The organism is Lysinibacillus sp. NPDC056959 (assembly GCF_042674095.1).
Lineage (GTDB): Bacteria > Bacillota > Bacilli > Bacillales_A > Planococcaceae > Lysinibacillus > Lysinibacillus zambalensis.
Map to the genome: position 1 here is coordinate 110,786 of NZ_JBHURE010000008.1, position 25,225 is coordinate 136,010.

Below are 25,225 nucleotides of genomic sequence, written 5' to 3' on the forward strand. Positions count from 1 at the left end.
TAACAAATATCATCCACAGCTTTCGGTGATAATCCAATATACACCAAAACTTTACAAATAAATGCTCGTACATTTACGATAATTTGTTATATTCAAATCATAAAATGATGACGCTCAATCATATGATTATTTGTTCTCCATTTAGTTTTTTCATTTTCACTTAGGACGATTTACAAGATTGGAGGAATTCTGTGAACCAAAAGAACTCGACCTACTTACAATTAGTAAAGGCTGTACCGAAATTTTTACAATTGTTTCTAAATGTTTGCCTTGTACTTTTAGCACTCATTTTATCCTTCCTACTTTGCAAAGAACTCATTCAATTCCTAAATATTTTATTATTCAACAATGATGGCGGAGACTATAAGCTTTTCCTCGCTAACATTCTTATTTTCTTTTTGTATTTTGAATTTATCACGATGATTATTAAATATTTTAAAGAGAGTTATCATTTTCCACTAAGGTATTTTATATATATAGGGATTACAGCCATGATTCGATTAATTATTGTAGAGCATGACCATCCCATTAATACATTAATTTATTCACTTATTATTTTAATATTAATTATTAGCTATTTTATTATTAATATTACGCCGCTGGAACGACCTGTACGCTCGTCACTCTTTATGAAAAAAGAACAATAGTTTTATTACAGTAAGCAAAATCCCTGAACCTTAGACAACGAGCTCTATATTCGTTGGCGTCCTTTCTTTTTCATGAAGGCCATCAACTATAAATTAGGTCGACTCCCCTCATTGGAATTAAGGTTCATTTCAAAATGATGGAGTCGCAAAACCCATAATACTGAAAATAATGCCTCGTTGTTTTGATTGTGTATAAAAGGGCTCTTTTGTTCAGTAAACCTTCCTGATGTATACAGTCTTCTTCCTTCAATAATCTTCAAATGATTCACATATACATTCCCACCCTACATGGAATTTATTTTAAGCACGGTTTTTTACATTAATTTCAGTTCTTGATAATAACATATATTACCACGCGCAAAAAACTGTGGTGGACTATTAGTGCTTTTTTAGATCAACTACATAAATCGTTTATCGGCTAGCCCCCTATTCAAGCCATTCAGAAGTAACTATGAACTGATCTCGTTACTTCGTCGATTAGAGCATTAGGAAGTAATTATAAATAACTTAGAAATAGGATGGGTTGAGCACATATAGCTCAGCTCGAAAAGGAATGTACAGCTATGAACTTGGGACAGCATGAATTATTGAAGGGAGACGGAAAGAATGAATCTGATTGATGTATATATTCATGAAGTAACTAGGAGAATCCGCAAAGAAAAACGCGATGAAACCAGTCTAGAGTTAAGATCTACTATTGAAAATATGTTACCTGAAGATTATTCAGAATCAGATATTAAGGAAGTACTTAAGAAGCTAGGAAGTCCTGTAGAAGTTGCAGCAAGCTATCAAAACACACCACGATTATTAATCGGTCCAAAAGTGTTTGATACTTATATTAGGACAATAAAATTAGTTATTCCTTGGGCAATAATTATTACAGTTATTGTACAGATGATAGAAAGTATTGTGCTTTATAATGAAGAAGGTGGCGCTCTTCTGTCTGCTATTATTAATACTATTTCTTTAACTATCGCTCATATTATTTCAGTAATCATCTACGTACTCTTCTGGATTACAGTTACTTTCATTGTCATAGAACGATCATCTGGAGAAAATAATATTCGAATACCCCTTTTAAAGGACCATCCAGATTGGACACCTGATGATTTAACTACAGTTAAAATAATTCCTAAAGAAAAAACGATTTCGCTTAATGATAATATTTTAAGTTTCTTAGGTATTGCTATCTTCTCCTTTGTCTATTTCAATGCTCATCACCTTATAGGAATCTATACTTCTCACAATAAAGGTGGCTTTAAATTTATTATGCCTATATTCAATCAGGAAGTCTTACTCTCCTTTGCACCAATTATTTTAATTTGTATCGTTTTAAGTGTAGCTTTAACATTATGGAAATTGAAGGAAGGCCAATGGACAATGTTAATTGCCGTAGTTAATGCTCTTCTTCAATGTACAGGAATCATTGTTTTTATCCTAATGGCTATTCAACCTGATTTTATACACAGTCCCGCTGTACCTTATATTGCTGCGATTACGGAAACGACCTCCGCTAAGATTTTGGTTGCTATAGATCGAATTTTATTCGTCAGCATAGCTATCACCATCGTAGCAAATGCATATGATATTTATAGTGGCTTTAAAAAGGCTAGAATTTGAAAAAATACGTTTTGGGGCTGACTCTTTCTTGTTGGCCCTTACTTACTCATATATTTTTACTACCTACTAAAAAACGGTTAAAAACTCCCCCAATTGATCAAAATACCGTTATTCTCTAATGTTTTGTATAATAAAGTTGAGAGTTATTAAAATTCATTCATAAATAATTTGCACTAATTCAGACAGAATAAGGGGAAATAATTATGACCATTCTTCTTGTAGATGACAATCAAGTCAATCTATTTGTAATTGAAAAAATATTAAAAAATGCAGGTTATGATAACTGTGTTTCTCTAACATCTGCCTATGAACTTTTTGATTATTTACAGTTAGATGCGCCAAATCCAACAGGAAATTCAGTGGATTTAATTTTATTAGATATTATGATGCCTGAAGTAGACGGTATTGAAGCTTGCAAACGCATTAAGCAAAATGAACGATTAAAGGATATTCAAATTATCTTTGTCACCGCTCTAGAAGATAAAAACACGATTGCGGAAGCACTTGATATCGGTGGAGTAGATTATATTACAAAGCCAATAAATAAAACCGAGCTTCTTGCTAGAATTCGGGTTGCTTTACGATTGAAAGCTGAATTAGATTGGCATACTCAGCAAGAAAAAAAAATACAATACGAATTAGACTTGGCTACACATGTACAAAGAAGCCTTTTGAGCGCCCCTGTAAACGAGAAAAATATTCAAATAGAGGTCTCTTATCTTCCTTCTTCTAATTTAGCAGGTGATATGTATTATTGGCATAAAATAAATGATCACCGATACGCCTGCATTTTGCTTGATATGATGGGACATGGTATCTCTGCAGCACTTGTTTGTATGTTTATCTCCTCTGTCCTAAGAGAAGCTGTTAAACAATTAGAAGATCCCGAATTAGTTATAAAAGAGTTAAACCGTTATATGACAATTTTACGAAACGGAAAAGAGGACAATCTTTTTTATTTCACAGCTATTTATTTAGTGATTGATACAGAACAAAAAACCATTGAATATGTAAACGCCGGTCATCCTTCTGGCTATGCTCTAGTTGATGAAAAAACGCTCGTACATTTAAATCGAGGAAGCTGCGCAGTCGGCTTTTTTGATGAGATTGACGTGCAAAAGCAATTCATTCAATACAATGAGGGCGTGCAAATTATTTTATATACGGACGGTGTGTTGGAGGCAATGGGACCATGTGAAATGGAATCCGAGAAGCATTTACAAACGCTAATATCTACGAAATGGGATCATTCTCGACGTCTGATTGACCATATACTGCCTAAGGAGAAACAAGGTAATCAGCCAGATGATATGTGCGTATTAATGATACAGGCACATTAAACTACATAAAAAGTGGCCGTTGCCTAAGTCTCTACTGTGGGAAACTTGGACAACAGCCTATTTTTTATCTTACTTTATCTTCTGATATATTTTTTCATTGCCTACGATTTCTTTATATTTTGAAATAACACCTTCAAATCGTAGTGTCTCTTTATCGCCTAAGCATAAAAATCCATTATCACTTATACTTTCGGAAAACAAATGATGAACCTGGTTTTGTAACTCAGGTGAAAAATAAATCAAAACATTTCGGCACATAATGACATGAAATTCATTAAACGATTGATCTGTTACTAAATTATGCTGTGCAAATATAATGTTTTTTAACAGTGCCGGATGGAAATAAGCATATTGATAATCTGTTTTATAGTATTCGGAAAAAGCATGGATGCCGCCAGCAAGCATATAGTTTTTCGTATATGCCTGCATTTTGTTAATCGGGAATACTCCTTTTTTTGCCTTTTCCAATACTTGTTCGTTCATATCCGTAGCATAAATAACCGCTTTATCCATTAACCCTTCTTCCTGTAGCAAAATAGCCATGGAGTATACTTCCTCACCTGTAGAACATCCTGCATGCCATATCCGAATTTCAGGGTAATCTCTTAAAAAAGGTACAACCTCTTCGCGAAAAGCCTTAAAAAAACTAGGGTTACGGAACATTTCAGTAACATTTATCGAAAAATCATTCAATAGTTGCTCTAAAAACCCATCTTCATGTATTACTTTTTCAAGTACACGAGAAATCGTTGGGATATTACTCATCCCCATCCTTCTATAAATCCTCCGTGATATAGAAGATCGATTATATTGCCGAAAATCAAAGCCCGACAAACGATAAATAGCCTCTAGTAATAAATCAATTTCTAAATCTGTATGCATTTTTTTCAGCAAAGGAAATCGTTCCATTTTATTAACTCCCTTTAGAAACTAGCCATACTCTTAAAACGGATACTAATTGATCTAAATTTAACGGCTTACTTATATAATCTGAAGCACCCGCCTCTAATGTTTTATCTCGATCATTTTTCATAGCCTTCGCTGTTAAAGCAATAATCGGTAAATTCGTAATCTTCATTTGTTTGCGTATAATCGACATCGTTTCATAGCCATCCAAATTCGGCATCATAATATCCATCAAAATAAGGTCAATTTCATCATTAGCTTGCATAATATCTAAACACTCTATCCCATCTTTAGCAACTAAGATATTCATACCTCGTTTTTCGAGTGCATTTTTTAATGCATAAATATTACGGTAATCATCGTCTACAATTAAAATATTTTTTCCTTGAAAAACTTCTACCTCTTGTTGAGAGAAATCCTGAGTTTCCAATAGCTGTTCTTCCATTAGTTCTTCTAATTCATTGGTAGCCCCTACCTCATGAATAGCAAGTTCAAGACATTCTTGCTCCTCGATGCCATTTGGCAAGCTTGGGATGGTTAGTGTGAATGTACTACCTTGCCCTTCATTACTTTGTAAAGAAATCCAGCCGCCAAGTAATCTTGCAAGCTCTTTACAAATGGACAAGCCAAGACCGGTTCCACCGTATTTACGTATCGTTGCCCCATCAGCCTGTTGGAATGATTCAAAAATAAGCTGATGCTTGTCCCTAGGAATCCCTATACCTGTATCGGAAACTATGATTTCTAACCAGTCAGCACTAACATCCTTCATATTATTTGTTAACTGTTCTTCTCTAAGCTGTTTAATGTCCAGACGAACTGAGCCTTGCTTTGTAAATTTAAAGGCATTTGATAATAAATTCTTCAATATTTGCTGGAATCTTTGTTCATCAGTATAGAAAATATCGACTACATTTTCATCTTTCGAAATATAGAATTGTAGATTTTTTTTCATTGCAACAGGCGCAAAGGTTTGCTCAATTTGTACAGGAACCTCACTCATATTCATTTCATCAAAATTAATATCAAGCTTGCCTGCCTCAACTTTTGATAAATCTAAAATATCATTAATTAGTGCCAGTAGATCTCCACCTGAAGAATGGATAACCTTTGCATATTCGGCTTCCTCTTCTGATAATGTATTTTGGCTATTTTCAGCTAACATTTCAGATAAAATTAAAATGCTATTCAGTGGCGTTCGTAATTCATGTGACATATTGGCTAAAAACTCAGATTTATAATTTGAATTTAGTAACAGCTGTTCCGCACTTTCCTCTAATTCTTTTTTAGCTTGTTCTAATTCTCTCGACTTTAACTCTGCCTCTTTTGTTCTTTCTTCCAATTGTTCATTAATCATTGTCAGTTCCTCTGTTTGCAGCTGCAATTCTTCTGATTGTGTCTGAAGCTTTTCAGATTGTGCCTGTAATTCCTCAGTCAAAGCTCTTGATTCATTCAATAAACGGACAATTTCCATACGCCCTAGGACACTATTGATTGTTAATCCAAAGGTTTCAATAACTTGCTTCACTAATTCCCGCTGTTGCTCATTAAAGCCAGTCATTGTAGCTAATTCAACGACAGCTATGACGTCATTTTCAAATTTAATAGGGACGATAAAAATACTTTTTGGTGGTACTTCCCCTAAGCTAGTACCTATTAAACGGAAGTCTTCTGGAATATCATTATAAATTAAAATCTTTTTTTCTAAAGCACATTGTCCAATTAAACCTTGCCCCAGTTTAAAGCTCTCAATTCCAGCATTATCCCTTGCATCTGCAAAAGCAGCCTTTTTTACAAACTGTATATTGTTATCAGTGGTTTCTCTAACATAAAATGCACCAAGAGAAGACTGCGTTTTTTGCGCTATTTCCGAAAGGAAAGTTTCAGCTAATTTGGTGATGGCAGAAATGCCTTGATATTTTGTGACGATTTCCGCGATATTCAGCTGCAGCCATTCTCTTCTCTCGAGTATATTCAACAACTCATTTGTAGCAGCTGCAAGGTCATTGATCTCATCATTCGTTCTAACATGAATCCTTCCTTTTTGACTGCCCTTGGAAGTAGCGATTTCTTGAATCGTTTGCGTAACCTGTGTTAACGTTTTTACGATTGAACGAGAAATACCATTTGCAATGATAATCGCAACAACTGAAATAAATACAAGTATGCCGAGCAGTGTAAGTGTTACGATACTATTCATTTTGTCCAAGTCATTTACTTTGGCTTGCATACTTGCAATTACCTCTGAACGGAGTGATTCAAACTGAGCTCGTACTGTTTCCATGTCTTTACGACCTACATCTACTTTGAAGAGTTCCCCTAACGCTTCTGCATTGTTTTCTTTTTGAAATTCAATGGATGGTTCTCCTGATGTTGTAATCCAATGCTCTATTGTTGCCTTTATCTCGTTTAACTTCTGTTGTTGTGTTGGTTTATTTTCAAAAAGCTGATAAAGTTCATTAAAATCGGATCTCCACTTTTCACCAGCTTCGTAATAGTTCTCTAAATAGCTTGGTTCACCCGTAATAACAAAGCCCCTCTGGCTCGATTCCATATCTAAAATGTATTTTTCAATGCGATTGGTTACAGCATGTATATGTGAATTATTATTGATAATATAATTTCTTTCTTTTTGTAGAGAGATAATTTGATTATTTAAGATGAGCACTGATGCAAGTAAACAAAGTATGATAACAATATAGCCTAACGTAATTTTCCTTCGTATACCTATCTTTAATTTATTGAACATTTGCTTTCCTACCTTTATCTGACGTAAACTCTACTATCTAGTATTATTGTACATCAAACAGGAACAAAGTTTCTTCCTCTTAGGTTAAGAGAAGAATCTCTTTGCGAGGAATACGTAACAAAGTTCAAATTAAAAGAGCTTATCACCATAATGTGTGGTGATTTCACCTTGGCCAAATTGCGGTTTTAACACAGATAAATTGTCACAGGACGTGGCGTTTTGCGACTGAGTTCCCATATTTCTGTAGTTGTTTGGACACCAACTGAAAGGGAACCATATCCACATTCATCTCATTACCTTTAAAGGTAATAGTCTACTACTGAATGAAGATAAATGGCATACGTTTTTACAATTGTCATCCACAACTTGAAGTTAAAAGATAATAAGTCCCATATTCTTTTCATATATATTATATATTGGCCAATTTTGCCGAGGCATAATTAATAGTAAGGAGAGAACAATTGTGGACATTTTCGTAAGACCTGGGGATTCTCTTTGGCATTTTAGTGAAGTGTTTAAAATACCTCTTCAACTAATTATAGATTCGAATCGAACTATTAAACCTCAATATTTAAGGGTTGGACAGCGTGTTCGAATTCCGGGGTTTGTTACAGTCAATTATCAAATAAAGCAAGGAGATACTTTTTGGCAAATAGCCCAAAGCAGAAATCTCCCATTAGTGGCCATTTTGCTTGTCAATCCTGGTCTTAATCCAAATCAATTACACATTGGGCAGACAATTCGCATTCCCCAACGAATCACATGGAGGCTCATCAATGGGAAACAAAATTATACTTACACGACCATGATGAACGATATTAAAAAACTAATCGATGCTTATCCGTTTCTACAAAGCTCTACAATTGGACATTCTGTTTTACAGCATGAAATTCCAGAGCTTCTAATCGGGAACGGAGCTAAGCGTGTCCATTATAACGGCTCCTTTCATGCAAATGAATGGATGACAACTCCAATTATTTTAACTTTTATTAACGACTACCTACTCTCTCTCACTAATCAAAATACAATTCGCGGTTTATCCCTTCTCCCACTATACCAGCAAACAATCCTTTCTATCGTTCCGATGGTCAATCCCGATGGTGTTGATTTAGTATTACAAGGACCACCTAACGACGAAGCATTAAGAAACCAGCTTATTACTTGGAATAACGGTAACACCGATTTCTCTGGTTGGAAGGCAAATATACATGGTGTTGATTTGAACGACCAGTTCCCTGCAAAATGGGAGCTTGAAAGAGCACGAAATCCAAAAATACCTGGTCCAAGAGATTTTGGAGGCCAACAACCTTTGTCCGAGCCTGAGGCCATCGCTATGGCTGACTTAACAAGGAAGCGTGACTTTGCCAGAGTTCTTGCGTTTCATACACAAGGTAGAGTCATTTATTGGGGGTTTGAAAATCTCGAACCACCAGAATCAGAAACCCTTGTTAACGAGTTTAGCCGGGTTAGTGGCTACGAGCCTATCAATTCGGCAGGCAGTTATGCGGGCTATAAGGATTGGTTTATTCAGGATTGGCGTAGACCTGGATTCACTGTTGAATTAGGTAGTGGTACAAATCCACTTCCACTTAGCCAATTCGACGACATCTATGAAGAGGCATTAGGTATATTCCTTGCAGCATTGTATATGTAATAGATTAGTTTAGTTCACAAGAAGATTTTAATGTTTCGTAAAAAACGATCTTGTTTATGAAATCGAAATAAAATATCCCATTCCCCATTCGCTTTTGAAGTGAATGGGGATTTGATTTTTAGCCTCAATTATTACTCCTGGCAAGATTTTGGACGTATTTGGAAAAATTACTTTGACAGGCAGAGTAATGTTTGTTAATATTACTCTGACAGATAGAGCAATAAAAAAATAAGTAGGTGACTTATGGTTCGAAGTGACATCATCCGCGGACACTTGGATTCCATTATTTTAAGGCTAATATTAGAGAAAGATCGTTATGGCTATGAAATTTCTCAGGAAATAAGTATCCGCACAAATAATCGTTTTCAAATTAAAGAAGCAACGTTATACGCAGTTTTTCAACGCCTTGAGAAAAAGGAAATTATTGAAGCCTATTATGGTGATGTTTCACACGGAGGCAAAAGAAAGTATTACCGTATTACCCCATTAGGTAAAGCTTATTTAAATGAGCTAGTAAAAGAGTGGTCGGAAGTAAAAGAAATTATCGACTTATTTATGGAGGGCTTAGAATGAAAAAAATAAAAAACCATATTGATGAGCTTTTTAAAGACATTCCTCGTAATAAAGAAACCGAGATGGTTAAACAAGAAATCATTCAAAATCTTGAAGAAAAAGTTTTTTATTTGATGGATCAAGGGAAAGAACAAGAGGATGCCATTAACAAAGCCATCGTAGAGTTTGGAGATATTGAAGATTTAAAAAAGGAATTAGGTGTGAAGAAGCCCGAAAAGAAAAACATGGCTAAATTAAATTTAGAATTCTCTATATGGGGTAGCGGCTTAATTATTGTATTTTTTATATTTATTAATCTCTACTATACGCCACATACAATATGGGCAATCTATCCGATCTTCGCAATATTATGGTGGCCCCTATCAATGTACTTCGTTTGGTCACGTAAGAAATGGAGTGAATAAAACATGAAGAACTTTATTAGCTTTTCGATTGTTGGTAGTTTAATGACAATGATTTTTTTAGGAATCGTCAATTATACAACATCACCTCAGACGATTTGGTTCATTTACCCGTGTTTACTTGTTCTGCTTTGGCCCATTACTTTATTTTTCATGTCTAAAAGAATGTATAAGGAATATTCTCTAGTTTGCAGTGCTATGATTATTGCTTTTCTTATCATTGAAAATTATTTATACTCCCCCGATCATATATGGTTCATTTATGCGGTTTATCCAATCATCTGGTGGCCAATTCTTATGTATTTAGAGGAAAAAGCAAAAACATTAAAGATTGCGCTGATTGGCTGTGCAAGTACCATCATTTATTATTCTTTATTAAATATTATTTTATCCCATCCATACCCTTGGGCGATTTATCCTGCATTTTTAGTCATTTGGTGGCCATTAGCTTTATACCACGCACAAAGAAAAACGTTTGTAGCATTCTCTGTTACCGCTACAATACTGATCAGCATCTTTTTTATTACAGTAAACGTTGTCTCTTCTCCAAACGTAATATGGGCTTTTTATCCAATCTTTGTCGCCCTTTGGTGGCCACTTAGTATGTACTTTTATGTTTATAAAAGAAAAATGTACAATTCAACAACTCTCCCTAAAAGAGTCTAAAAATTTCGATTATATTTCACATTCACAGAGGGAATTAGATGAAAAAGATAATGAAATTTATAAAATTCACCGGAATAATTACTATCGTATTACTAATAACAGCGCTTTTATTCCCTACATGGACTGCCCATATTAAAGGTAATAACAGTGTAAGTGCATTAGAGCAAGTAGAGATAAATGGAAGTAATCATGAAGTTATGATACGCGGCAAAGATCAGGATAATCCCGTTATTATTTTTGTCCATGGAGGGCCTGGATGTTCAGAAATATCGTATGCCAGTAAGTATCAAAACTTATTGGAAAACGATTTTACGGTCGTGAATTACGACCAAAGAGCAAGCGGAAAATCCTATCATTTTTTTGAGGAATATTCTAATCTTTCATCGGACTTACTCGTAGATGACTTATTGGCCTTGACGGATTATATATCAGATCGTCTTGGCAAAGAAAAAGTAATATTAATTGGCCATTCTTATGGTACGTATATTGCAACGCAAGCTGCCTCTAAAGCTCCTGAAAAATTTACAGCATATGTTGGAATTGGACAGATGAGTGATCCAGCAGGAAGCGAGATTGACGGTTTGAATTTCGTTATTCAGCAAGCTGAATACGATGGTAATGCAGAGGATGTTCTATATTTACAAGGGTTAACTGAACAAGTTGAAAATGGCGAGATGTTTATTCCACGGAAGTATATTGCAAAATATGGTGGAGCTACAAGACTTATTGATAACCCCGATGGGAATATCATAAGTATGTTATTCAGTCGTGAGTATAACTTATTAGATGTGATTCGTTACAACTATGGGCTATCCTATTCTCAAAAAACTCTATTAGGGGAAGTAATGAAAAACCCATTACCTACTAAAGTAAAAAAACTTGAATTACCATGCTATTTTGTTATGGGTAAATATGATTATCAAACTTCATCTAATGCAGCAAAAAAATACTTTGATATGATTGAAGCCGATAAAAAAGAATTTATTGCCTTTGAACAATCCGCTCATTATCCACAATTTGAAGAGAAGGAAAAATTTTATGAATGGATGTGCGATACGTTTGTGAAATAAATTGGCTCTTCACTAAAACATGGGGTTGATTTCCTTTCGACTGGGTACTTTGTTGTTGTTGTTGTTGTTGTCGCTTTGCTTTCGCACATAGCACAGCTTCCTCGGGGCGTCTGATGGGTCGCTTCTGTGTTCTACAATGACAAGAAATCAGTTCTCTTAAGGATAACGATAGTAGCTCACATTATTTATTTACTATATAATTTAGTTATTAAATATTTTAACGGGTAGTGATACTATGTCAAAAAATGAGCAATTGCACAATGTGGAAACGATTATGAGAGAGATGCTTGAAATACAGAATAAATCAAAAATGTTTGTAAATCTCTTATCTGAGGGAGAATCATTATCGCAAAACCAATTGATCCTCCTACTTCAGCTAAAGATTAATGACGGTATGAAGGCAACAGAAATTGCTGAGTTCTTTAGTGTGACGCCAGGAGCCGTTACATCCATGTGCGATAAACTTGAGAAATTAGAATTTGTAGAACGTATTAGAGAGCAAGAAGATCGTCGTGTAGTAAAAATGGTGTTAACTAATAATGGTGAATTAAAGGTTAAAGATTTATTTTTAAAGTTTCCACAGGAAAAACTGATAGACATGACAAAAATATTGCGTGAGGTTAATCAGTTAATGAATAAAATTTTTTAGGATTTCATAAAATTGAAATCCTTTTTTTATTGCCTAAAAAATCCATAAAAAGCTCCTGGCAATTTTTTTGTTCTTGACAAAACAAGGTGGCATATAATTTAATTGATATATATTTTAATTATTGAAATATATATTAATTAAATTAAAATGAGGTGGTTTTCCGTGATTCAAAAACTACGTACAGTAACCCTTACTAACGGCTCTATTAAAGACTTAGCAGCAGATTGTGAGCAATTAAATATCCGTGGCTCTGTTACTTTACATCAGGAAATACGCGTAAAAAAAATCTCTACTCATGGTCATAGCTCTTTTCATTCCCGCGTTGAAGCACAGATTTTAAATAGTACAGGATCATGCTCTATAAAAGATTTTTGTGAAATTAATGAGGTTAAAAGTGCGGGGAGCTTAAATATCCGCAATGGGCGAATAACAAAATTGAATAGTTCTGGGAAGTTGGCTATTGAACAAAACTTACAAGTAGAACAGTTTCATGCAGTCGGTTTTGTTAAAGCGAATGAAATAGAAGCAAAACATTTTCAATTAAAAATGTCTGGTGGAAATGAGATTAAAAAGCTTATTGCAGATGTGATACATGTAGAAAAAGATTCGTTATCTATATCTTTTCTAAAGAAAAAGTTGAATTGTAAATGTATTAAAGGTGAACAAATACATCTTTCCTATACCGATGCAGAAATTGTTGACGGAGATATTGTAGCAGTAGGCGATAATTGTCATATACAAACACTTTATTATACAAAAAACTATTCAATTGCTAAAAACGCCAAGGTGCAACAAATTATACAGAGGGAAAAGGAATGACATTCATAAAAATCATTCAAAGCTTTTTTTGCTCATTAGCCCTTCTCGTACTATCTGTCCTCTATGCAGGGCTGGTCTTCAGTGCATTACTATCAATAGTAGCCGGCATTTTACGAACATTCGGCTTGGAACAAATACACATGAGCATTTGGAATGGCGCTGAGCTTCCGGTCGCTTTCAGCATTCCGCTAGCACTCTTGGTTTCTTTGTTGCTATTCTTTTGTTCAATGTATATCAAACGTTCTATCCAATTTTGTTATTCCAAGCTTAAGTTTTAAAATTAGAAGCACACCTTTTGTTTGCTAGAAAAAGGTGTGCTTCTAATCATTTATTTTGCTTTTATATAAATAAATATTTGTTTCATAAATTATTGCGATTTTGTCATTAATTAATGTCTATTTGAATATATTAGATATTATGGATGAAAATTATCGCTGCAACTCCATTTGAGAAATAAAAAAATAGAACCTTCCACCCTAAATTAGAATGAAGGTTCTATTTTATTTTGTAGAAACAAATCGTTTACATTCTTTGTTTCTACATCTAATTTTATTTTAAACGAAGCGCCTCGTCTGTTGCTTCGTTAATTTCTTTAAGAAGCTCTGGATTTTCTGCTAATGACTTGCCGTATGATGGGATCATGTCTTTAATTTTTGACTCCCACTCGTTAACATGTTGAGGGAAGCATTTATTGATTACCTCAAGCATGACGTGTACAGCAGTAGATGCACCTGGAGAAGCTCCAAGTAATGCAGCAATTGAGCCATCAGAAGCACTTACAACTTCCGTACCAAATTGAAGCGTACCTTTACCACCAGCTTCAGTATCTTTAATAACTTGTACACGTTGACCAGCTACAATAATATCCCAATCATCGCTCTTAGCATTTGGAATGAAATCACGTAGCTCTTCCATACGTTGTTCTTTAGATAACATAAGTTGTTGGATTAAATATTTTGTTAATCCCATCTCTTTAACTCCTGCCGCTAATAACGTTGTAATATTATGCGGTTTTACAGAAGCAAATAAATCCATATTTGAACCTGTTTTTAAGAACTTAGGTGAGAAACCTGCGAATGGTCCAAATAATAAAGATTTTTTGTTATCAATATAGCGTGTATCAAGATGCGGAACAGACATTGGTGGAGCACCAACTTTAGCTTTTCCGTATACTTTCGCGTGATGTTGCTCAGCAACTTCTTGGTTTTTACATACTAGGAATAATCCACTGATTGGGAATCCACCAATATGTTTCCCTTCAGGAATACCTGTTTTTTGTAGTAATTCTAGGCTTCCTCCACCAGCTCCAAGGAAGACAAATTTTGCTGTATGGTATTCCATTTTACAGCCTTTTTTGTCGTGCACTCGTACTTCCCATGAACCATCGCTAGTACGTTTCATACTTTCAACACTATGATTGTAGTTGATGTCAACGTCTTTATTTTTTAAGTGGTCGAATAACATACGTGTTAATGCACCAAAGTTAACGTCTGTACCAGTGTCAATTTTTGTCGCAGCGATAGCTTCATCTGCTGGACGATCTTGCATAATAAGAGGAATCCATTCCTTTAGTTTTTCTGGGTCATCAGAAAATTCCATACCTTGGAATAAAGGATTTTTTGTCATCGTTTCATGACGTTTTTTCAGAAACTCTACATTGTCTTTCCCTTGTACTAAACTCATATGAGGTAAAGGCATAATAAAGTCTTGTGGATTACTGATTAGTTTATTGTTCACAAGATAAGACCAAAATTGTCTTGAAACATTGAACTGTTCATTAACGTTAATCGCTTTGCTAATATCGATTGATCCGTCTTTTTTCTCTGAAGTGTAGTTAAGCTCACAAAGTGCCGCATGCCCAGTTCCCGCATTATTTAATTCGTGAGAACTTTCTTCACCAGCTTTATCAAGCGACTCAAACACTGTAATTTTCCAATCTGGTGCTAATTCTTTAAGCATTGTCCCCAAAGTCGCACTCATGATTCCGGCACCAATTAAGATAACATCTGATTTAATTTGTCTGTTACTCATTTTTACCTTCCTTATATATTAAGATTTGCAGAAAGGATGTAAGCTCTCCTGCTGTCACAGTAAGCTCTAGAGTAACTTAGGAGTACATCTTTTCTGTATCAATTATTACCTTATTGCAGTGTATCATAATTACATAAAGATTAAAATATCAACTATCTATATGAGAGTTATGTGCATTTTTCGAGCCTTCCCCTTAATAAATCAAGCGAAAAACCTACTATTCCCCCATTAAGAATCACTACCTTTATTTAAGCGTTATGGAATAATCGTCCTAAATTTGGCTAGCGTTTTCATAAAATAATGAGGTTTTTTTTATTATTATATTTATATAATAACATAAAAATATGGAACCAGTCTTGTTTTTGCACCAGCTCCACTATACATAAAAATATATAGAATTTTCTCACTATTTTCTAGTGTTTTATTAAAATTATTTCTTTTTAGTCTAACCAAGAAAGTAAAACTCATTCTATTACAGGACTTTTTATTTTCCAACCACCAATATCAAAATCACCCATCCTATTCATTACACGGTTTACTAACTCTTCATATACCTCCATCATCCTTTGTTTATCCGTTTCCATTAAAGCTTTTAAAATCTACCTTTATTTTTTTCTAATAGCTGCTCCATTTTATTATCAGCACGTTGTAAGACTTGCTTTTTTGTTTAATCTCTTTTTCTCTTTGAATCATCTGTTTATACTTATTTTGAAATAATAATTTCATCTGTTGAAGGTTTTGAATTTCCGCTTCTGTCAATTCATCATTTTCGTCCGTATTTTGCGACCATTCAAAAAGTGTTTTAATTTCTTGAAGTGAAAAACCACATTTTTTTAGTTTTAGAATTGTACTAATGATCTCGATCTGATCCTCGTTATACTCACGATGTTTGTTATTTATTTCTGGACGTAATAGACCTATTTTTTCATAATAACGGATAGTGTCTTTACTAAGACTAGTACATGTAGCAAATTCACCGATTTTTATGAGCATCACCTACTCGTAAATAATTATTTATCAATATCGCCTTGGCGTAATTGCGTCCGGATTTTGAAAGGTATGAGTCTTTACTGAATGAAGATAACCATTAATAGCAATATACAATGGAATATGAAGCGAACGATATGATGACTATATCTAAGCTGTTTTTTTGTTACTAGCCCTTCCGCAACTGCTAATACATGTAACAAAACAAATTCAAGAATTAGCAACATCAGTACTAGAGCTTTGTTCGGTAAAAATATCGTTACAAGAATACAGATAGATAAGACCATAAACAAAAATGTTCGTACTTGATATCCTTTCTCTCTCCATTGCTGCAAGCTTGCAATCCCTGTCAATAATGCGTATAACCCTATCAATACATAAGTAATAATAGCCATTCACATCACCCCATTCTTTTAATATTTTCACTTTAAAAGATGGAGTTAGCTCCATGTCAACACCTTCTGAACAATTACTTTAATACAAGTCAAAATATATCGCAGTTGCTAATTATGTTAAAGGTCAAATATTTCACCAGAGTGTACTTTTAATTGTTCAACACCGATTTTCATTGCACTTTCTTCTGTATCCATTAGTGAAAAACCTTGTGTGATAGGATTCCAATACTCATATGAATAGTCGATATCGCCTTCAAACCATCTGAAGATCTCTATTGTATATAGACCGTCATTTCTTTTAATAATTTCAACCTTATATTCTTCACTTGGAGATAAAATTGATTTTACAACTTCATTCATTGTCTCACCACCACTTAACCCTTTAATGACTTATTCTTTAAACATCCTTTCAATATTATGAAGTTCTATCTTTTCTTCCTCTTTTCGATAATCAAGGTAATCATTTTCTTCAGCAATTATTAGCAGTGAAATTAAATAAAGGAATTGGATAAAAATCCAATTCCAACTATGAATAGACGAGTTTTTTAGCCAGTCCTATGTCCTAAAAAATACAATTCTACTTAAAAAATATTAGCTAAATAGGTTTGAACAGATTCAGGTAATAGTTGAAAGAATAATCCTTCATATTTGATATCGAGTATACCAGCAATAAACATAATAATAATGATGAATATTAAAAGGAGTTTCTTGTTTTTAGAAATCCACTTCAATAGGCTCCCCTCCTCTTAAAAATAACGTTTATAGTTTGCCAATTAAGTATATATTGATTCATGTATTATATAAACCTGTCCTTACAATCATTCTCTGTCACCCAAATTGGATATGTTACATAAATTAAAAATAATGCTGTTGATTTTCTTTTAGTCATGAATTCAATTTAGCTCCTTCGGGTAAACAATAAATAACGAAAGCTTTTGCCTCACCAATGATTGCTTGAAATTTTATAAAGAAAGGAATTGCAATGGTAAACTTTAAATCATTTCGTGGTGTCGTTACTCAGATTGATGATTTCCCTATTGGGCAAAATGGTGAAAAGGAAGGCTGTTATAAATTGATGACGGTAGAAGATAGTACTCAGGGCATCGTCAATTTTGTCGTCTCACCTTCCACTTACTTTGTGAATCAAGAAATTGTGACTCCCGGCGATCGGGTTACTGGATATTATGATGGGAATGCACCTGTCCCTTTAATATATCCGCCTCAATATCGAGCACTTGTTGTTGTAAAGGAAAATAACAATCAAAATGTCAAAGTCGACTTTTTTAATAACCAATTAGTTAGTAGTGATGGTCAATTACAACTAAATATTTCTGCTTATACACTTATCTTGCTCAAAAATGGGCAACCTTTTTCAAAAAGCCTAGCCAATCGAAACTTAATTGTGATCTATGGCCCTACTACAAGAAGTATCCCTGCACAAACCACACCGTATAAAATAATCGTTTGGTGTTAATTTAAGATTAAGAACATGTAGTTGATATACGTTCCGACCAGGCGCTTTTCAGGGGCGCCCCTACCTTATCTAACATTCATGACATACGTAAATATCATTCCGACTTTAGTAATAACATAAAATTAAACCGAACATTAAAAATATACAAAAATTATTTCCCAGGAAAGGTGCTCAGTCACCCCGTCTTTCGCAACACTTCGCATAACGGTGGGATTACTGCAAGCAAACAAAAGGAATAAATGAAGCGGCTTAGTCCTTTCAATTATTGGACTTAAGCCGCTTAAAAGTTATTTTTATTTATTCTGTCACTATTTGTCTTGCATTTCGTGTAATTGCTGCTTGATCTGCTCTAAGTACTCTTTATTTTGTTGGACTGTATCCAAATGCTCACCATATTCCTTTGCATTCATAAATGCATTTTCTGCATGTTCGATTTGATTGAATGCATGCTCAATCGCAATCTCCTCTGGGTGTGACTTTACATGCTTCAACAAACGCTCCGCCTTTTGGACGGAGTTCCCAAACAAAGTGCTTGGGTGATCCTTTTTCCAACTCATATCTGAGTGCTTAGCCAATTCTACCTCTCCCCTTCCTGCCATTTAAATAAATAATCTAGATATAGTATTGTAAAATGAGCAGAAAATATGTACGGACAAAGTGCGAATTAAAAAACAAAAAAAGAAGCACTAATGAATGCTTCCTCTACAAAATTTCTTCAACCATTTTCTTATTGTCAGTATGGATGCCTCTCATCCCTTCAAAAAATGAATATTTTTCACTTAAATATTTTTCTAACTCTTCATTATCATGAGGAAGCTGCTCTAAGTAATACTTCGAGCTGTTTATCCTTTTTTGAATTTCCTGTTGATTTTGCGTTGTCGTACCGTGCCCAGGTACGTGGGTCGTTATTTCATGATTAAGCAAAATATTTTCAGCTTTATTGACCGTATTTACATAGTCTTTATAGTTGCTAAAAATAAATGGAAACTCAATATCTGACAAATAATCGCCAGAAAGAAACAGACCATAAGGCTCAATAACTGTAAATAAACCATCATTTGTATGACCAGGTGCTGGATAAAATGTCATGGTAAAGGAATCGAATTCTACTTTTTGCCCGTCCTCTGAAACGACAATATCTACATTTGGATATTGAGGTAAATAACTTCTATTCAAATAATACCCTTGGTCAAATTGTTTAATTTTTTGCATGATGTCTTCTTTGTTAGGATTTTCATCAAATTGTTTTGAGGCAATTACCTTAGCTTCTGGGAATGCCCCAGAACCAATAATATGATCAAAATCGCTATGTGTATAAACAATATATAGTTGTTTATCACCTCTAACCTCGTTTATATGACTCTTAATGTCGTCAATTTCAGTAGGTAGCCAATTAGGATCTGTCATAATTACTGCTTCATTCGTTTGAATGATTGCCGAAGTAGTCATATATAATGCACTTTGAAAAACTGTAATATTATTATTTTGGAATTGAATCACCATGAACCACCCTTTTCCCCTTATTTTCTTTTGATAATGAGCTAGTTTATATTTTGCCCGCTCTATTCCTTAGTTCGAGCACTCTTTATAAAATCCTTCTTTAGGAAAAAAAGTATGCGAAATCAATTTAAATTTCACATACTCTTAGCTTTTTCTATAGATACAAGTATTCATAATTAACGGATCTATTATTTTTTATCCCTTACTTATGATACGATTTCCCATAACTAGTTTAAATGTAGAATCAAATCAATGTCACCTATACATTAGGTAGAAACCTTATTTCAATCAAGGAGAGTCAACATGAACAACAATAAGGACAACACAGAAGTCATCTTACTTTCTGACCCATCAGAATGTTTAAAGCATCCATTTCATCATAAACAAATTGTCTTTACAGGGGCCCTTTCCACTATGACACGTTCAGAAGCTGCAAAAAGAGTACGAGCTTGTGGAGGAATTATGCAAGGGGCGGTTACACAGGATACAGATTTCCTTATTCTTGGGAACAAACGTCGTGGTATAAGTACAAAACAATTAAAAGCCGAGAAGTTAATGAGCCTCGGCTTAGACATTCAAATAATTATTGAGGATGATTTTAATTGGCTCATTTCAATGCAAGAAGAACTACCTAAAATTTAAATAGCTTAGTGATACGTATCTCCTGATTGAAATTATCTTAATAAATCAAAATTCCTTTGTCTAGAACAGAAGTATTTTGCACCTGATTCCCTAAAATATATAGCTTTTTCAAATTACGCAAATTCACCAAAGGCTCTACATTTGAAATGGCATTATTTTCTAAGTGAAGCTCCTCAATTTGTTGCCACTTTTCCATAAAACTTAATGATTGTAGTGAACTATCTTGTAAAGTGAATGAATGCAGAGCTGAAAAGCCAGCGAAGTAAGGCATAACCTTATCAACTTCGTTCACCCAGTCACCATTGTCTATTTGAAAAGATGCATCATTCAAAGTTAAATGCTCCAGGTTGTTGTTGTTAAACGAATTTTGACTATCAATTTGAAACTTACACTCATTACAATTTAACCTTTTTACATGCTGTAAATTGAATAACTCATTCGTCTCTTCATAAAAAGTTGTCTCATTTAAATTTATTGTTTGCAGATTTGGTAGTCGATTTAAAGAAGCGATGCCTATGAAATCACTTCCCTCCATTGCTGTAAGTTGTTCTAGCTGCGGGTATTTTAGTAATTCTTCTCCATTCAAATACGACTGCGCTCCACTTATTTCAACAGTCAAATATTTTAAAACAGGTGCCTCTAGCTTTGGGAGAAAAGAACTTGTTAATTCTGCTTTTTTTAAATGAGGTGCTACAATCGACGATATTTCACCATGATAACCAGTTATCGATAAATCGGTCAGAGAAGTCAGGCTGTTTACAATATCATGCACTTCTAATTTAAAAAGTGAAGCTAAACGCAATTTTGTCAATGAAGACTTATTTCTAAGGCGTTCTACATTTGTAATATCCATATTTTCAAGATCAAGCGATTGCAGGTTGGGCATGTTTTGTATAAAATCAAGCGTTTTTAAATTTCGTACCGCTGTAAGCTTCAATTCTTGTAATTGATTCAGTGAATAGAATGAGCTAAAATCTGTCGCTTCACTTAGATCTATTGTTAGCGACTCTAAATCCGTTAATGAAGACAACCATTTCAAATCATTGGCAGACATTAAGGACAATGATTTTAATGGCAGTTGATTCAGCAGAGGGAAGTCTGTAACCGTCTCAGTGTAGTACGAAATTTCAAGTGATTGAAGATTGGGAAACTCTAATAATAAAGCAAGTTCATCATTACTCCGAATTTGGATAGAAAGCTCTACAACATTAGACTTATCACTAAAATATTCAGCAATTTTACTAAATGATTCATTAAAGCTACCTGTATAGCTTTTTAAACCTTCCAGATGTCGGAAGCTTACATTTCCACTTTGTGATATTTCATAATCGCCCATCAAATTCAATACCGTCAGACCAGAAAAGGCTTCAAAATCTTTTTGTTCGATTTTTTGTGTATTTAATAACTTATCCATAATGATATAGTTAGAAATTTTGGCTTGCTTATTTGTAAATGGGTCATCAAGACTGTAATCAAAATGCCACTGATCTTCAGAATGGTATGCTGCCAAATAACGGATACTTGCGATTTCTTCTTTAGTTGGCAAAGCTTCACCTTTATCAAAAATATCTTTTAAAAAGAGTAAAAGAACTTCGCTTTCAGGCATTTTTCGAACAGATATTTTCTCACGGTCACCATTTTCTGTTTGATTGCTACTTAAGAGGAAATAGCCAAGGAATGCACAAAGGATTACAATCGGTACCATTAAAAGAGCTTTTAAATTCGTTTTTGGACGTGTAGCTTTATTGGCAGAAGTTGTACCATAATAATTATTAATCGTCTGATCAACATAATAAACTTTATTCTCTTTCAACATTATCTCGGTTTCACAAAAAGGACATTTGAATGATTGTTCCTCTTTATATTCAATTTTCCCATTACAATTCGGACAATTTAATTTAATGAATTCCACTGGCAGTCCCTCCCCAGCTCTATTTCCAATTAAGTTTAGTTATCCGAAAAATAAATGTCAATATTTTCTATTGAATACTAATTATCTCCCTCCTTTAGACCTACAACAAAAAGTCGCACAAGAAATTACCACTGTTTGATATATTTAAATTTACTTTCGCTACTTGAAATACAAGGAATACTTCACTTAAAGAATGATTGTAGTCCTACATAAAAAGGCTACTAGTAAAAAGACAAAATGCTCTTAAGATTTTTTTACTAATTTTTATATTTTCTTACCTACCTGTTTATCACTACTGTAAAATGAAAAGACTGGGACATTCGATACGAATTAAGAAATAATTTAATAAAAATTTATACAAGATAAGGATAAAAATGGGGGTTCATATATATGTCTATGGAACAAACGAGGTATTCTCGACTGGCTAATATAACAAAAATGATTAATATGAAGCTAGATTTACGTGAAGTATTAGAGCAGGTAACAATAGCAATTTCTGAAGAAATCGTCACATGTGATTCTGTGGGCATTTATTTACCACAAAAAGATGGTACATTCAGAGGATATGTAGGAAAACCAGCAGTTATTAATGGCTGGACTTTGAATATGCATATAATTGATACCGAAATAGATTTACTAGCAAAAGAAGTAATTGAAACAAAGAAAACCATCTATATTCCTGATACTTCGAAGGATAGTCGACCTGATCCCAGAGCAGTTGAGGGGTTCCATATTAAATCTTTATTAGTTCTTCCCATCTCCTTTGAACAAGAGTTATTTGGCCTTGTTTTTTTATTTGATTATGGAATTCCAATGAACTTAACAGACGAAGAAATTCAAACGGTCGAGGCATATGTGAATATGGCTGCTGTTGCTATTCAAAATGCAAACAACTTAACTTATAAAGAACGCCTTATTAACGAAAAGCAGTTGCTGCTTGATGTTACACGTGACTTATCAATGTGCTCCTCACTACAAGAAAGCCTTGATAAATGCTTTTTCTACTTAGAGAAATTTTTAGATAATAAAAATATAGGGATTCACCTTTTAGATCCTTTAGCAGAAAAAAGAGTGAAACCGGCTAAGTTGAGTAAGGAAAGTGATTGGACAGAAGAAAATTGGCTAAAGACACATAACAAATTTAAAATTGATCAAAGCAATGATGCTGTAATGCAGGAGGTTTTTGAAACCAAAAAAGCCATTCTTATTCCAAATGTATTTGAGGATGAAAGACCTAATCATGAAGTTTGTCGTAATTTCGGCATAAACGGTTTAGTTATGTTTCCTCTAGTTTCAATGGGGGAAATTTTAGGGCAAATATCTATTGTTAATCTTGAAGAAAAAGCATTTTTCTATTCAGAAACTCAATTACAGCTAGCTCAATCCATTGTTGACACTACAGCATCTGCATTATCAAACCTTATATATATGGAAAAGCAAGAAATCATTATTGAGGAGAGAACCTCAGAAGTAATAGTCAAAAATAAAGAGCTTGAAAAAGTTGTAGCGGAGTTACAGCAGCTTAGCCGTGAAAAAGAGTTAATTCTCAACTCTGCAGGTGAAGGTATCTTTGGATTAGATCTTGATCGAAACATTACATTCTGCAATCCAGCTGGTGCACTCATGTTAGGTTATGAAACAGAGCGAGAATTAATCGGAAAATCCGTCGATATTATTATGAGTGGTAATGAAACGGAAGACAAAATTATTATTTCATCCCTTTTAAATACTAATTTCAACAGCTACAAGGTGTTTTTTAGAAAAGACAACTCCAACTTTCCAGTAGAATATGTAACCTCCTTAATAAAAGAAGGAGACAAAATTGTAGGAGAAGTTGTCACATTTAAAGATATAACTCAAAGAAAGCAACTAGAAGAAAAGATTAAATACCACGCTTATTTTGATAGTTTAACGAATTTACCGAATAGAATTCTTTTAATAGACAGACTAACTCAAGGGCTGAAGTATGCAAAAGCGAACGGAGAAAAATTAGCAGTTCTCTATTTGGATTTAGACCGTTTTAAGTTAGTAAATGATTCGCTTGGACATAGCTATGGCGATCTATTACTTCAAGAGGTTGCCAAACGTTTAAGTACTTGCGTCCTAGAAGATGCAACTGTATCACGCCAAGGAGGGGATGAATTTACAATTTATTTGCCTAATATTAAATGTGAAAATGACATTTTGAAGGTTATTAATAGTATTAATGCTTCTTTCTCTAATCCTTTCAACTTAATAGACAATGAAATATACATTAAAACAAGTATTGGTATAAGCCTGTTTCCTGATAATGGGGATACGACAGATACGTTAATCAAAAATGCAGACACAGCTATGTACAAATCAAAAGAAACACCAGGTACTAGCTACCATTTCTTTAGCGAAGGAATGGATACGAGAACTTTTGAAAGTATCAAGCTTGAAAATGATTTATATAAAGCATTAGAGCGAGATGAACTTATTATCTTCTATCAGCCACAAATAAACTATAAAACAAACAAAATTAAGGGCGTTGAAGCTTTACTAAGATGGAATCATCGAGAACACGGAATGATCACACCAGATAAATTTATTCCACTTGCTGAAGAAACCGGTTTAATTGTCCCTATAGGTGAGTGGGTTCTTAAAGAAGCTTGCAAGCAATTGAAAGAATGGCATAACCAAGGATGTCCTTTCATTAGTATGTCTGTAAATTTATCCGTCCATCAATTCGAACAGAGTAATTTATTTTCTATTGTAGAAAATGTCCTACAAGAAACAGACTTGTCACCTGAGTATTTACAATTAGAACTTACTGAAAATCTAATTGTCAAAAATACAGAATTAACATTAAAAACAATGATACAATTAAAGGGACTTGGGGTAAATTTAGCCATAGATGATTTTGGTACCGGATATTCATCTTTAGGTTATTTGAAAAATCTGCCTATTTCCACATTGAAAATTGATAAATCCTTTGTACAAGAGATGTTAACGGATGATGCAGCGGCGATTACAAATACAATTATTACCCTCGCTCAAAATTTAAAGCTTGAAGTTATTGCTGAAGGGGTTGAAACAAAAGAACAGGCCGATTTTTTATTAAGACAAAATTGTTATTTAATGCAAGGTTATTTATTTAGTAAGCCCATGAAGGCTGAAGATATTGTGAAAAAATATTTCTATTAACTTAACGTTCTATTTTATAAAA

Annotated in this window: 23 protein-coding genes; 13 read left to right on the forward strand and 10 right to left on the reverse strand. The window is 33.9% G+C overall.

Annotated features, from left to right (window positions below; all coding sequences use genetic code 11):
• Positions 1–191: 191 nt before the first annotated feature.
• From psiE to ACFTQ7_RS12045, 3 genes are all read left to right on the forward strand, one after another.
• Positions 192–647: a phosphate-starvation-inducible protein PsiE gene (gene psiE / locus ACFTQ7_RS12035; RefSeq protein WP_386828932.1), complete on the forward strand. Its 456-nt coding sequence runs from the start codon at positions 192–194 to the stop codon at positions 645–647.
• Between the two features lie 606 nt (positions 648–1,253).
• Positions 1,254–2,267, forward strand: coding sequence for an HAAS signaling domain-containing protein (locus ACFTQ7_RS12040; protein ID WP_386828934.1), 1,014 nt, complete (start codon positions 1,254–1,256; stop codon positions 2,265–2,267).
• Positions 2,268–2,470: 203 nt separating this feature from the next.
• Positions 2,471–3,607, forward strand: a complete 1,137-nt coding sequence (locus tag ACFTQ7_RS12045) for a SpoIIE family protein phosphatase (protein WP_386828936.1) — start codon at positions 2,471–2,473, stop codon at positions 3,605–3,607.
• Between the two features lie 69 nt (positions 3,608–3,676).
• On the opposite strand, the gene ACFTQ7_RS12050 is transcribed toward ACFTQ7_RS12045, so the two are convergent.
• Together ACFTQ7_RS12050 and ACFTQ7_RS12055 are read right to left on the reverse strand one after the other, a co-directional pair.
• Positions 3,677–4,516 carry a CheR family methyltransferase gene (locus ACFTQ7_RS12050; RefSeq protein ID WP_386828938.1) on the reverse strand — a complete coding sequence of 280 codons (840 nt, stop codon included), beginning with the start codon at positions 4,514–4,516 and terminating at the stop codon, positions 3,677–3,679.
• Positions 4,517–4,520: 4 nt separating this feature from the next.
• Positions 4,521–7,262, reverse strand: a complete 2,742-nt coding sequence (locus ACFTQ7_RS12055; protein WP_386828939.1) for an ATP-binding protein — start codon at positions 7,260–7,262, stop codon at positions 4,521–4,523.
• A gap of 463 nt (positions 7,263–7,725) precedes the next feature.
• Between ACFTQ7_RS12055 and ACFTQ7_RS12060 the strand changes: the two genes are divergently transcribed.
• The 7 genes from ACFTQ7_RS12060 to ACFTQ7_RS12090 all read left to right on the forward strand — a co-directional run bounded on the left by ACFTQ7_RS12060 (position 7,726) and on the right by ACFTQ7_RS12090 (position 13,094).
• Positions 7,726–8,916, forward strand: a complete 1,191-nt coding sequence (locus ACFTQ7_RS12060; RefSeq protein ID WP_386828941.1) for a M14 family metallopeptidase — start codon at positions 7,726–7,728, stop codon at positions 8,914–8,916.
• A gap of 243 nt (positions 8,917–9,159) precedes the next feature.
• Entirely contained in the window at positions 9,160–9,489 is a 330-nt protein-coding gene (locus ACFTQ7_RS12065; RefSeq protein ID WP_053482886.1) for a PadR family transcriptional regulator, read from the forward strand.
• The gene (locus tag ACFTQ7_RS12070) at positions 9,486–9,893 is read left to right on the forward strand and encodes a permease prefix domain 1-containing protein (protein ID WP_349660202.1); all 408 of its coding nucleotides are present in this window, start codon (positions 9,486–9,488) and stop codon (positions 9,891–9,893) included. The genes ACFTQ7_RS12065 and ACFTQ7_RS12070 overlap by 4 nt, the downstream gene beginning before the upstream one ends.
• A gap of 3 nt (positions 9,894–9,896) precedes the next feature.
• A complete protein-coding gene (locus ACFTQ7_RS12075) occupies positions 9,897–10,556 on the forward strand; it encodes a hypothetical protein (protein WP_386828942.1) in 660 nt (219 codons plus the stop codon).
• 38 nt (positions 10,557–10,594) lie between these two features.
• Entirely contained in the window at positions 10,595–11,626 is a 1,032-nt protein-coding gene (locus tag ACFTQ7_RS12080; protein WP_386828944.1) for an alpha/beta fold hydrolase, read from the forward strand.
• 235 nt (positions 11,627–11,861) lie between these two features.
• Positions 11,862–12,275 carry a MarR family transcriptional regulator gene (locus tag ACFTQ7_RS12085; RefSeq protein ID WP_386828946.1) on the forward strand — a complete coding sequence of 138 codons (414 nt, stop codon included), beginning with the start codon at positions 11,862–11,864 and terminating at the stop codon, positions 12,273–12,275.
• Between the two features lie 162 nt (positions 12,276–12,437).
• A complete protein-coding gene (locus ACFTQ7_RS12090) occupies positions 12,438–13,094 on the forward strand; it encodes a hypothetical protein (RefSeq protein ID WP_386828948.1) in 657 nt (218 codons plus the stop codon).
• Positions 13,095–13,643: 549 nt separating this feature from the next.
• On the opposite strand, the gene ACFTQ7_RS12095 is transcribed toward ACFTQ7_RS12090, so the two are convergent.
• The 5 genes from ACFTQ7_RS12095 to ACFTQ7_RS12115 all read right to left on the reverse strand — a co-directional run bounded on the left by ACFTQ7_RS12095 (position 13,644) and on the right by ACFTQ7_RS12115 (position 17,238).
• Positions 13,644–15,125, reverse strand: a complete 1,482-nt coding sequence (locus ACFTQ7_RS12095; protein WP_386828950.1) for a malate:quinone oxidoreductase — start codon at positions 15,123–15,125, stop codon at positions 13,644–13,646.
• Between the two features lie 615 nt (positions 15,126–15,740).
• Entirely contained in the window at positions 15,741–16,118 is a 378-nt protein-coding gene (locus tag ACFTQ7_RS12100) for a MerR family transcriptional regulator (protein ID WP_386828951.1), read from the reverse strand.
• Positions 16,119–16,192: 74 nt separating this feature from the next.
• Positions 16,193–16,507: a hypothetical protein gene (locus ACFTQ7_RS12105; RefSeq protein ID WP_386828952.1), complete on the reverse strand. Its 315-nt coding sequence runs from the start codon at positions 16,505–16,507 to the stop codon at positions 16,193–16,195.
• A gap of 117 nt (positions 16,508–16,624) precedes the next feature.
• Positions 16,625–16,867, reverse strand: a complete 243-nt coding sequence (locus ACFTQ7_RS12110; RefSeq protein WP_386828953.1) for a hypothetical protein — start codon at positions 16,865–16,867, stop codon at positions 16,625–16,627.
• A gap of 221 nt (positions 16,868–17,088) precedes the next feature.
• Positions 17,089–17,238: a hypothetical protein gene (locus tag ACFTQ7_RS12115; protein WP_386828955.1), complete on the reverse strand. Its 150-nt coding sequence runs from the start codon at positions 17,236–17,238 to the stop codon at positions 17,089–17,091.
• A gap of 251 nt (positions 17,239–17,489) precedes the next feature.
• Here ACFTQ7_RS12115 and ACFTQ7_RS12120 point away from each other — a divergent pair, with 251 nt between their 5' ends.
• On the forward strand, positions 17,490–17,981 hold the full coding sequence (locus ACFTQ7_RS12120; protein WP_386828957.1) for a hypothetical protein: 492 nt from the start codon (positions 17,490–17,492) through the stop codon (positions 17,979–17,981).
• Positions 17,982–18,289: 308 nt separating this feature from the next.
• On the opposite strand, the gene ACFTQ7_RS12125 is transcribed toward ACFTQ7_RS12120, so the two are convergent.
• Positions 18,290–18,556 carry a hypothetical protein gene (locus tag ACFTQ7_RS12125; protein ID WP_079563395.1) on the reverse strand — a complete coding sequence of 89 codons (267 nt, stop codon included), beginning with the start codon at positions 18,554–18,556 and terminating at the stop codon, positions 18,290–18,292.
• A gap of 127 nt (positions 18,557–18,683) precedes the next feature.
• A complete protein-coding gene (locus tag ACFTQ7_RS12130; protein WP_386828958.1) occupies positions 18,684–19,484 on the reverse strand; it encodes an MBL fold metallo-hydrolase in 801 nt (266 codons plus the stop codon).
• A gap of 300 nt (positions 19,485–19,784) precedes the next feature.
• On the opposite strand from ACFTQ7_RS12130, the gene ACFTQ7_RS12135 reads away from it, so the two are divergent.
• Positions 19,785–20,123 carry a BRCT domain-containing protein gene (locus tag ACFTQ7_RS12135; RefSeq protein WP_349660190.1) on the forward strand — a complete coding sequence of 113 codons (339 nt, stop codon included), beginning with the start codon at positions 19,785–19,787 and terminating at the stop codon, positions 20,121–20,123.
• Between the two features lie 37 nt (positions 20,124–20,160).
• Here the strand turns inward: ACFTQ7_RS12135 and ACFTQ7_RS12140 are convergent, their stop codons facing one another.
• Positions 20,161–22,035, reverse strand: a complete 1,875-nt coding sequence (locus ACFTQ7_RS12140; protein ID WP_386828960.1) for a leucine-rich repeat domain-containing protein — start codon at positions 22,033–22,035, stop codon at positions 20,161–20,163.
• 390 nt (positions 22,036–22,425) lie between these two features.
• On the opposite strand from ACFTQ7_RS12140, the gene ACFTQ7_RS12145 reads away from it, so the two are divergent.
• Positions 22,426–25,203, forward strand: a complete 2,778-nt coding sequence (locus ACFTQ7_RS12145) for a bifunctional diguanylate cyclase/phosphodiesterase (RefSeq protein ID WP_386828961.1) — start codon at positions 22,426–22,428, stop codon at positions 25,201–25,203.
• The last annotated feature ends 22 nt before the right edge of the window (positions 25,204–25,225 follow it).

What these genes read in the sequence shown, in the direction of transcription:
- ACFTQ7_RS12040 (WP_386828934.1), top strand. Translation starts at nt 1,254, where the DNA reads ATGAATCTGATTGATGTATATATTCATGAAGTAACTAGGAGAATCCGC.
- ACFTQ7_RS12045 (WP_386828936.1), top strand. Translation starts at nt 2,471, where the DNA reads ATGACCATTCTTCTTGTAGATGACAATCAAGTCAATCTATTTGTAATT.
- ACFTQ7_RS12050 (WP_386828938.1), bottom strand. Translation starts at nt 4,516, where the DNA reads ATGGAACGATTTCCTTTGCTGAAAAAAATGCATACAGATTTAGAAATT.
- ACFTQ7_RS12055 (WP_386828939.1), bottom strand. Translation starts at nt 7,262, where the DNA reads ATGTTCAATAAATTAAAGATAGGTATACGAAGGAAAATTACGTTAGGC.
- ACFTQ7_RS12065 (WP_053482886.1), top strand. Translation starts at nt 9,160, where the DNA reads ATGGTTCGAAGTGACATCATCCGCGGACACTTGGATTCCATTATTTTA.
- ACFTQ7_RS12070 (WP_349660202.1), top strand. Translation starts at nt 9,486, where the DNA reads ATGAAAAAAATAAAAAACCATATTGATGAGCTTTTTAAAGACATTCCT.
- ACFTQ7_RS12075 (WP_386828942.1), top strand. Translation starts at nt 9,897, where the DNA reads ATGAAGAACTTTATTAGCTTTTCGATTGTTGGTAGTTTAATGACAATG.
- ACFTQ7_RS12080 (WP_386828944.1), top strand. Translation starts at nt 10,595, where the DNA reads ATGAAAAAGATAATGAAATTTATAAAATTCACCGGAATAATTACTATC.
- ACFTQ7_RS12085 (WP_386828946.1), top strand. Translation starts at nt 11,862, where the DNA reads ATGTCAAAAAATGAGCAATTGCACAATGTGGAAACGATTATGAGAGAG.
- ACFTQ7_RS12095 (WP_386828950.1), bottom strand. Translation starts at nt 15,125, where the DNA reads ATGAGTAACAGACAAATTAAATCAGATGTTATCTTAATTGGTGCCGGA.
- ACFTQ7_RS12100 (WP_386828951.1), bottom strand. Translation starts at nt 16,118, where the DNA reads ATGCTCATAAAAATCGGTGAATTTGCTACATGTACTAGTCTTAGTAAA.
- ACFTQ7_RS12105 (WP_386828952.1), bottom strand. Translation starts at nt 16,507, where the DNA reads ATGGCTATTATTACTTATGTATTGATAGGGTTATACGCATTATTGACA.
- ACFTQ7_RS12110 (WP_386828953.1), bottom strand. Translation starts at nt 16,867, where the DNA reads ATGAATGAAGTTGTAAAATCAATTTTATCTCCAAGTGAAGAATATAAG.
- ACFTQ7_RS12120 (WP_386828957.1), top strand. Translation starts at nt 17,490, where the DNA reads ATGGTAAACTTTAAATCATTTCGTGGTGTCGTTACTCAGATTGATGAT.
- ACFTQ7_RS12130 (WP_386828958.1), bottom strand. Translation starts at nt 19,484, where the DNA reads ATGGTGATTCAATTCCAAAATAATAATATTACAGTTTTTCAAAGTGCA.
- ACFTQ7_RS12135 (WP_349660190.1), top strand. Translation starts at nt 19,785, where the DNA reads ATGAACAACAATAAGGACAACACAGAAGTCATCTTACTTTCTGACCCA.
- ACFTQ7_RS12145 (WP_386828961.1), top strand. Translation starts at nt 22,426, where the DNA reads ATGTCTATGGAACAAACGAGGTATTCTCGACTGGCTAATATAACAAAA.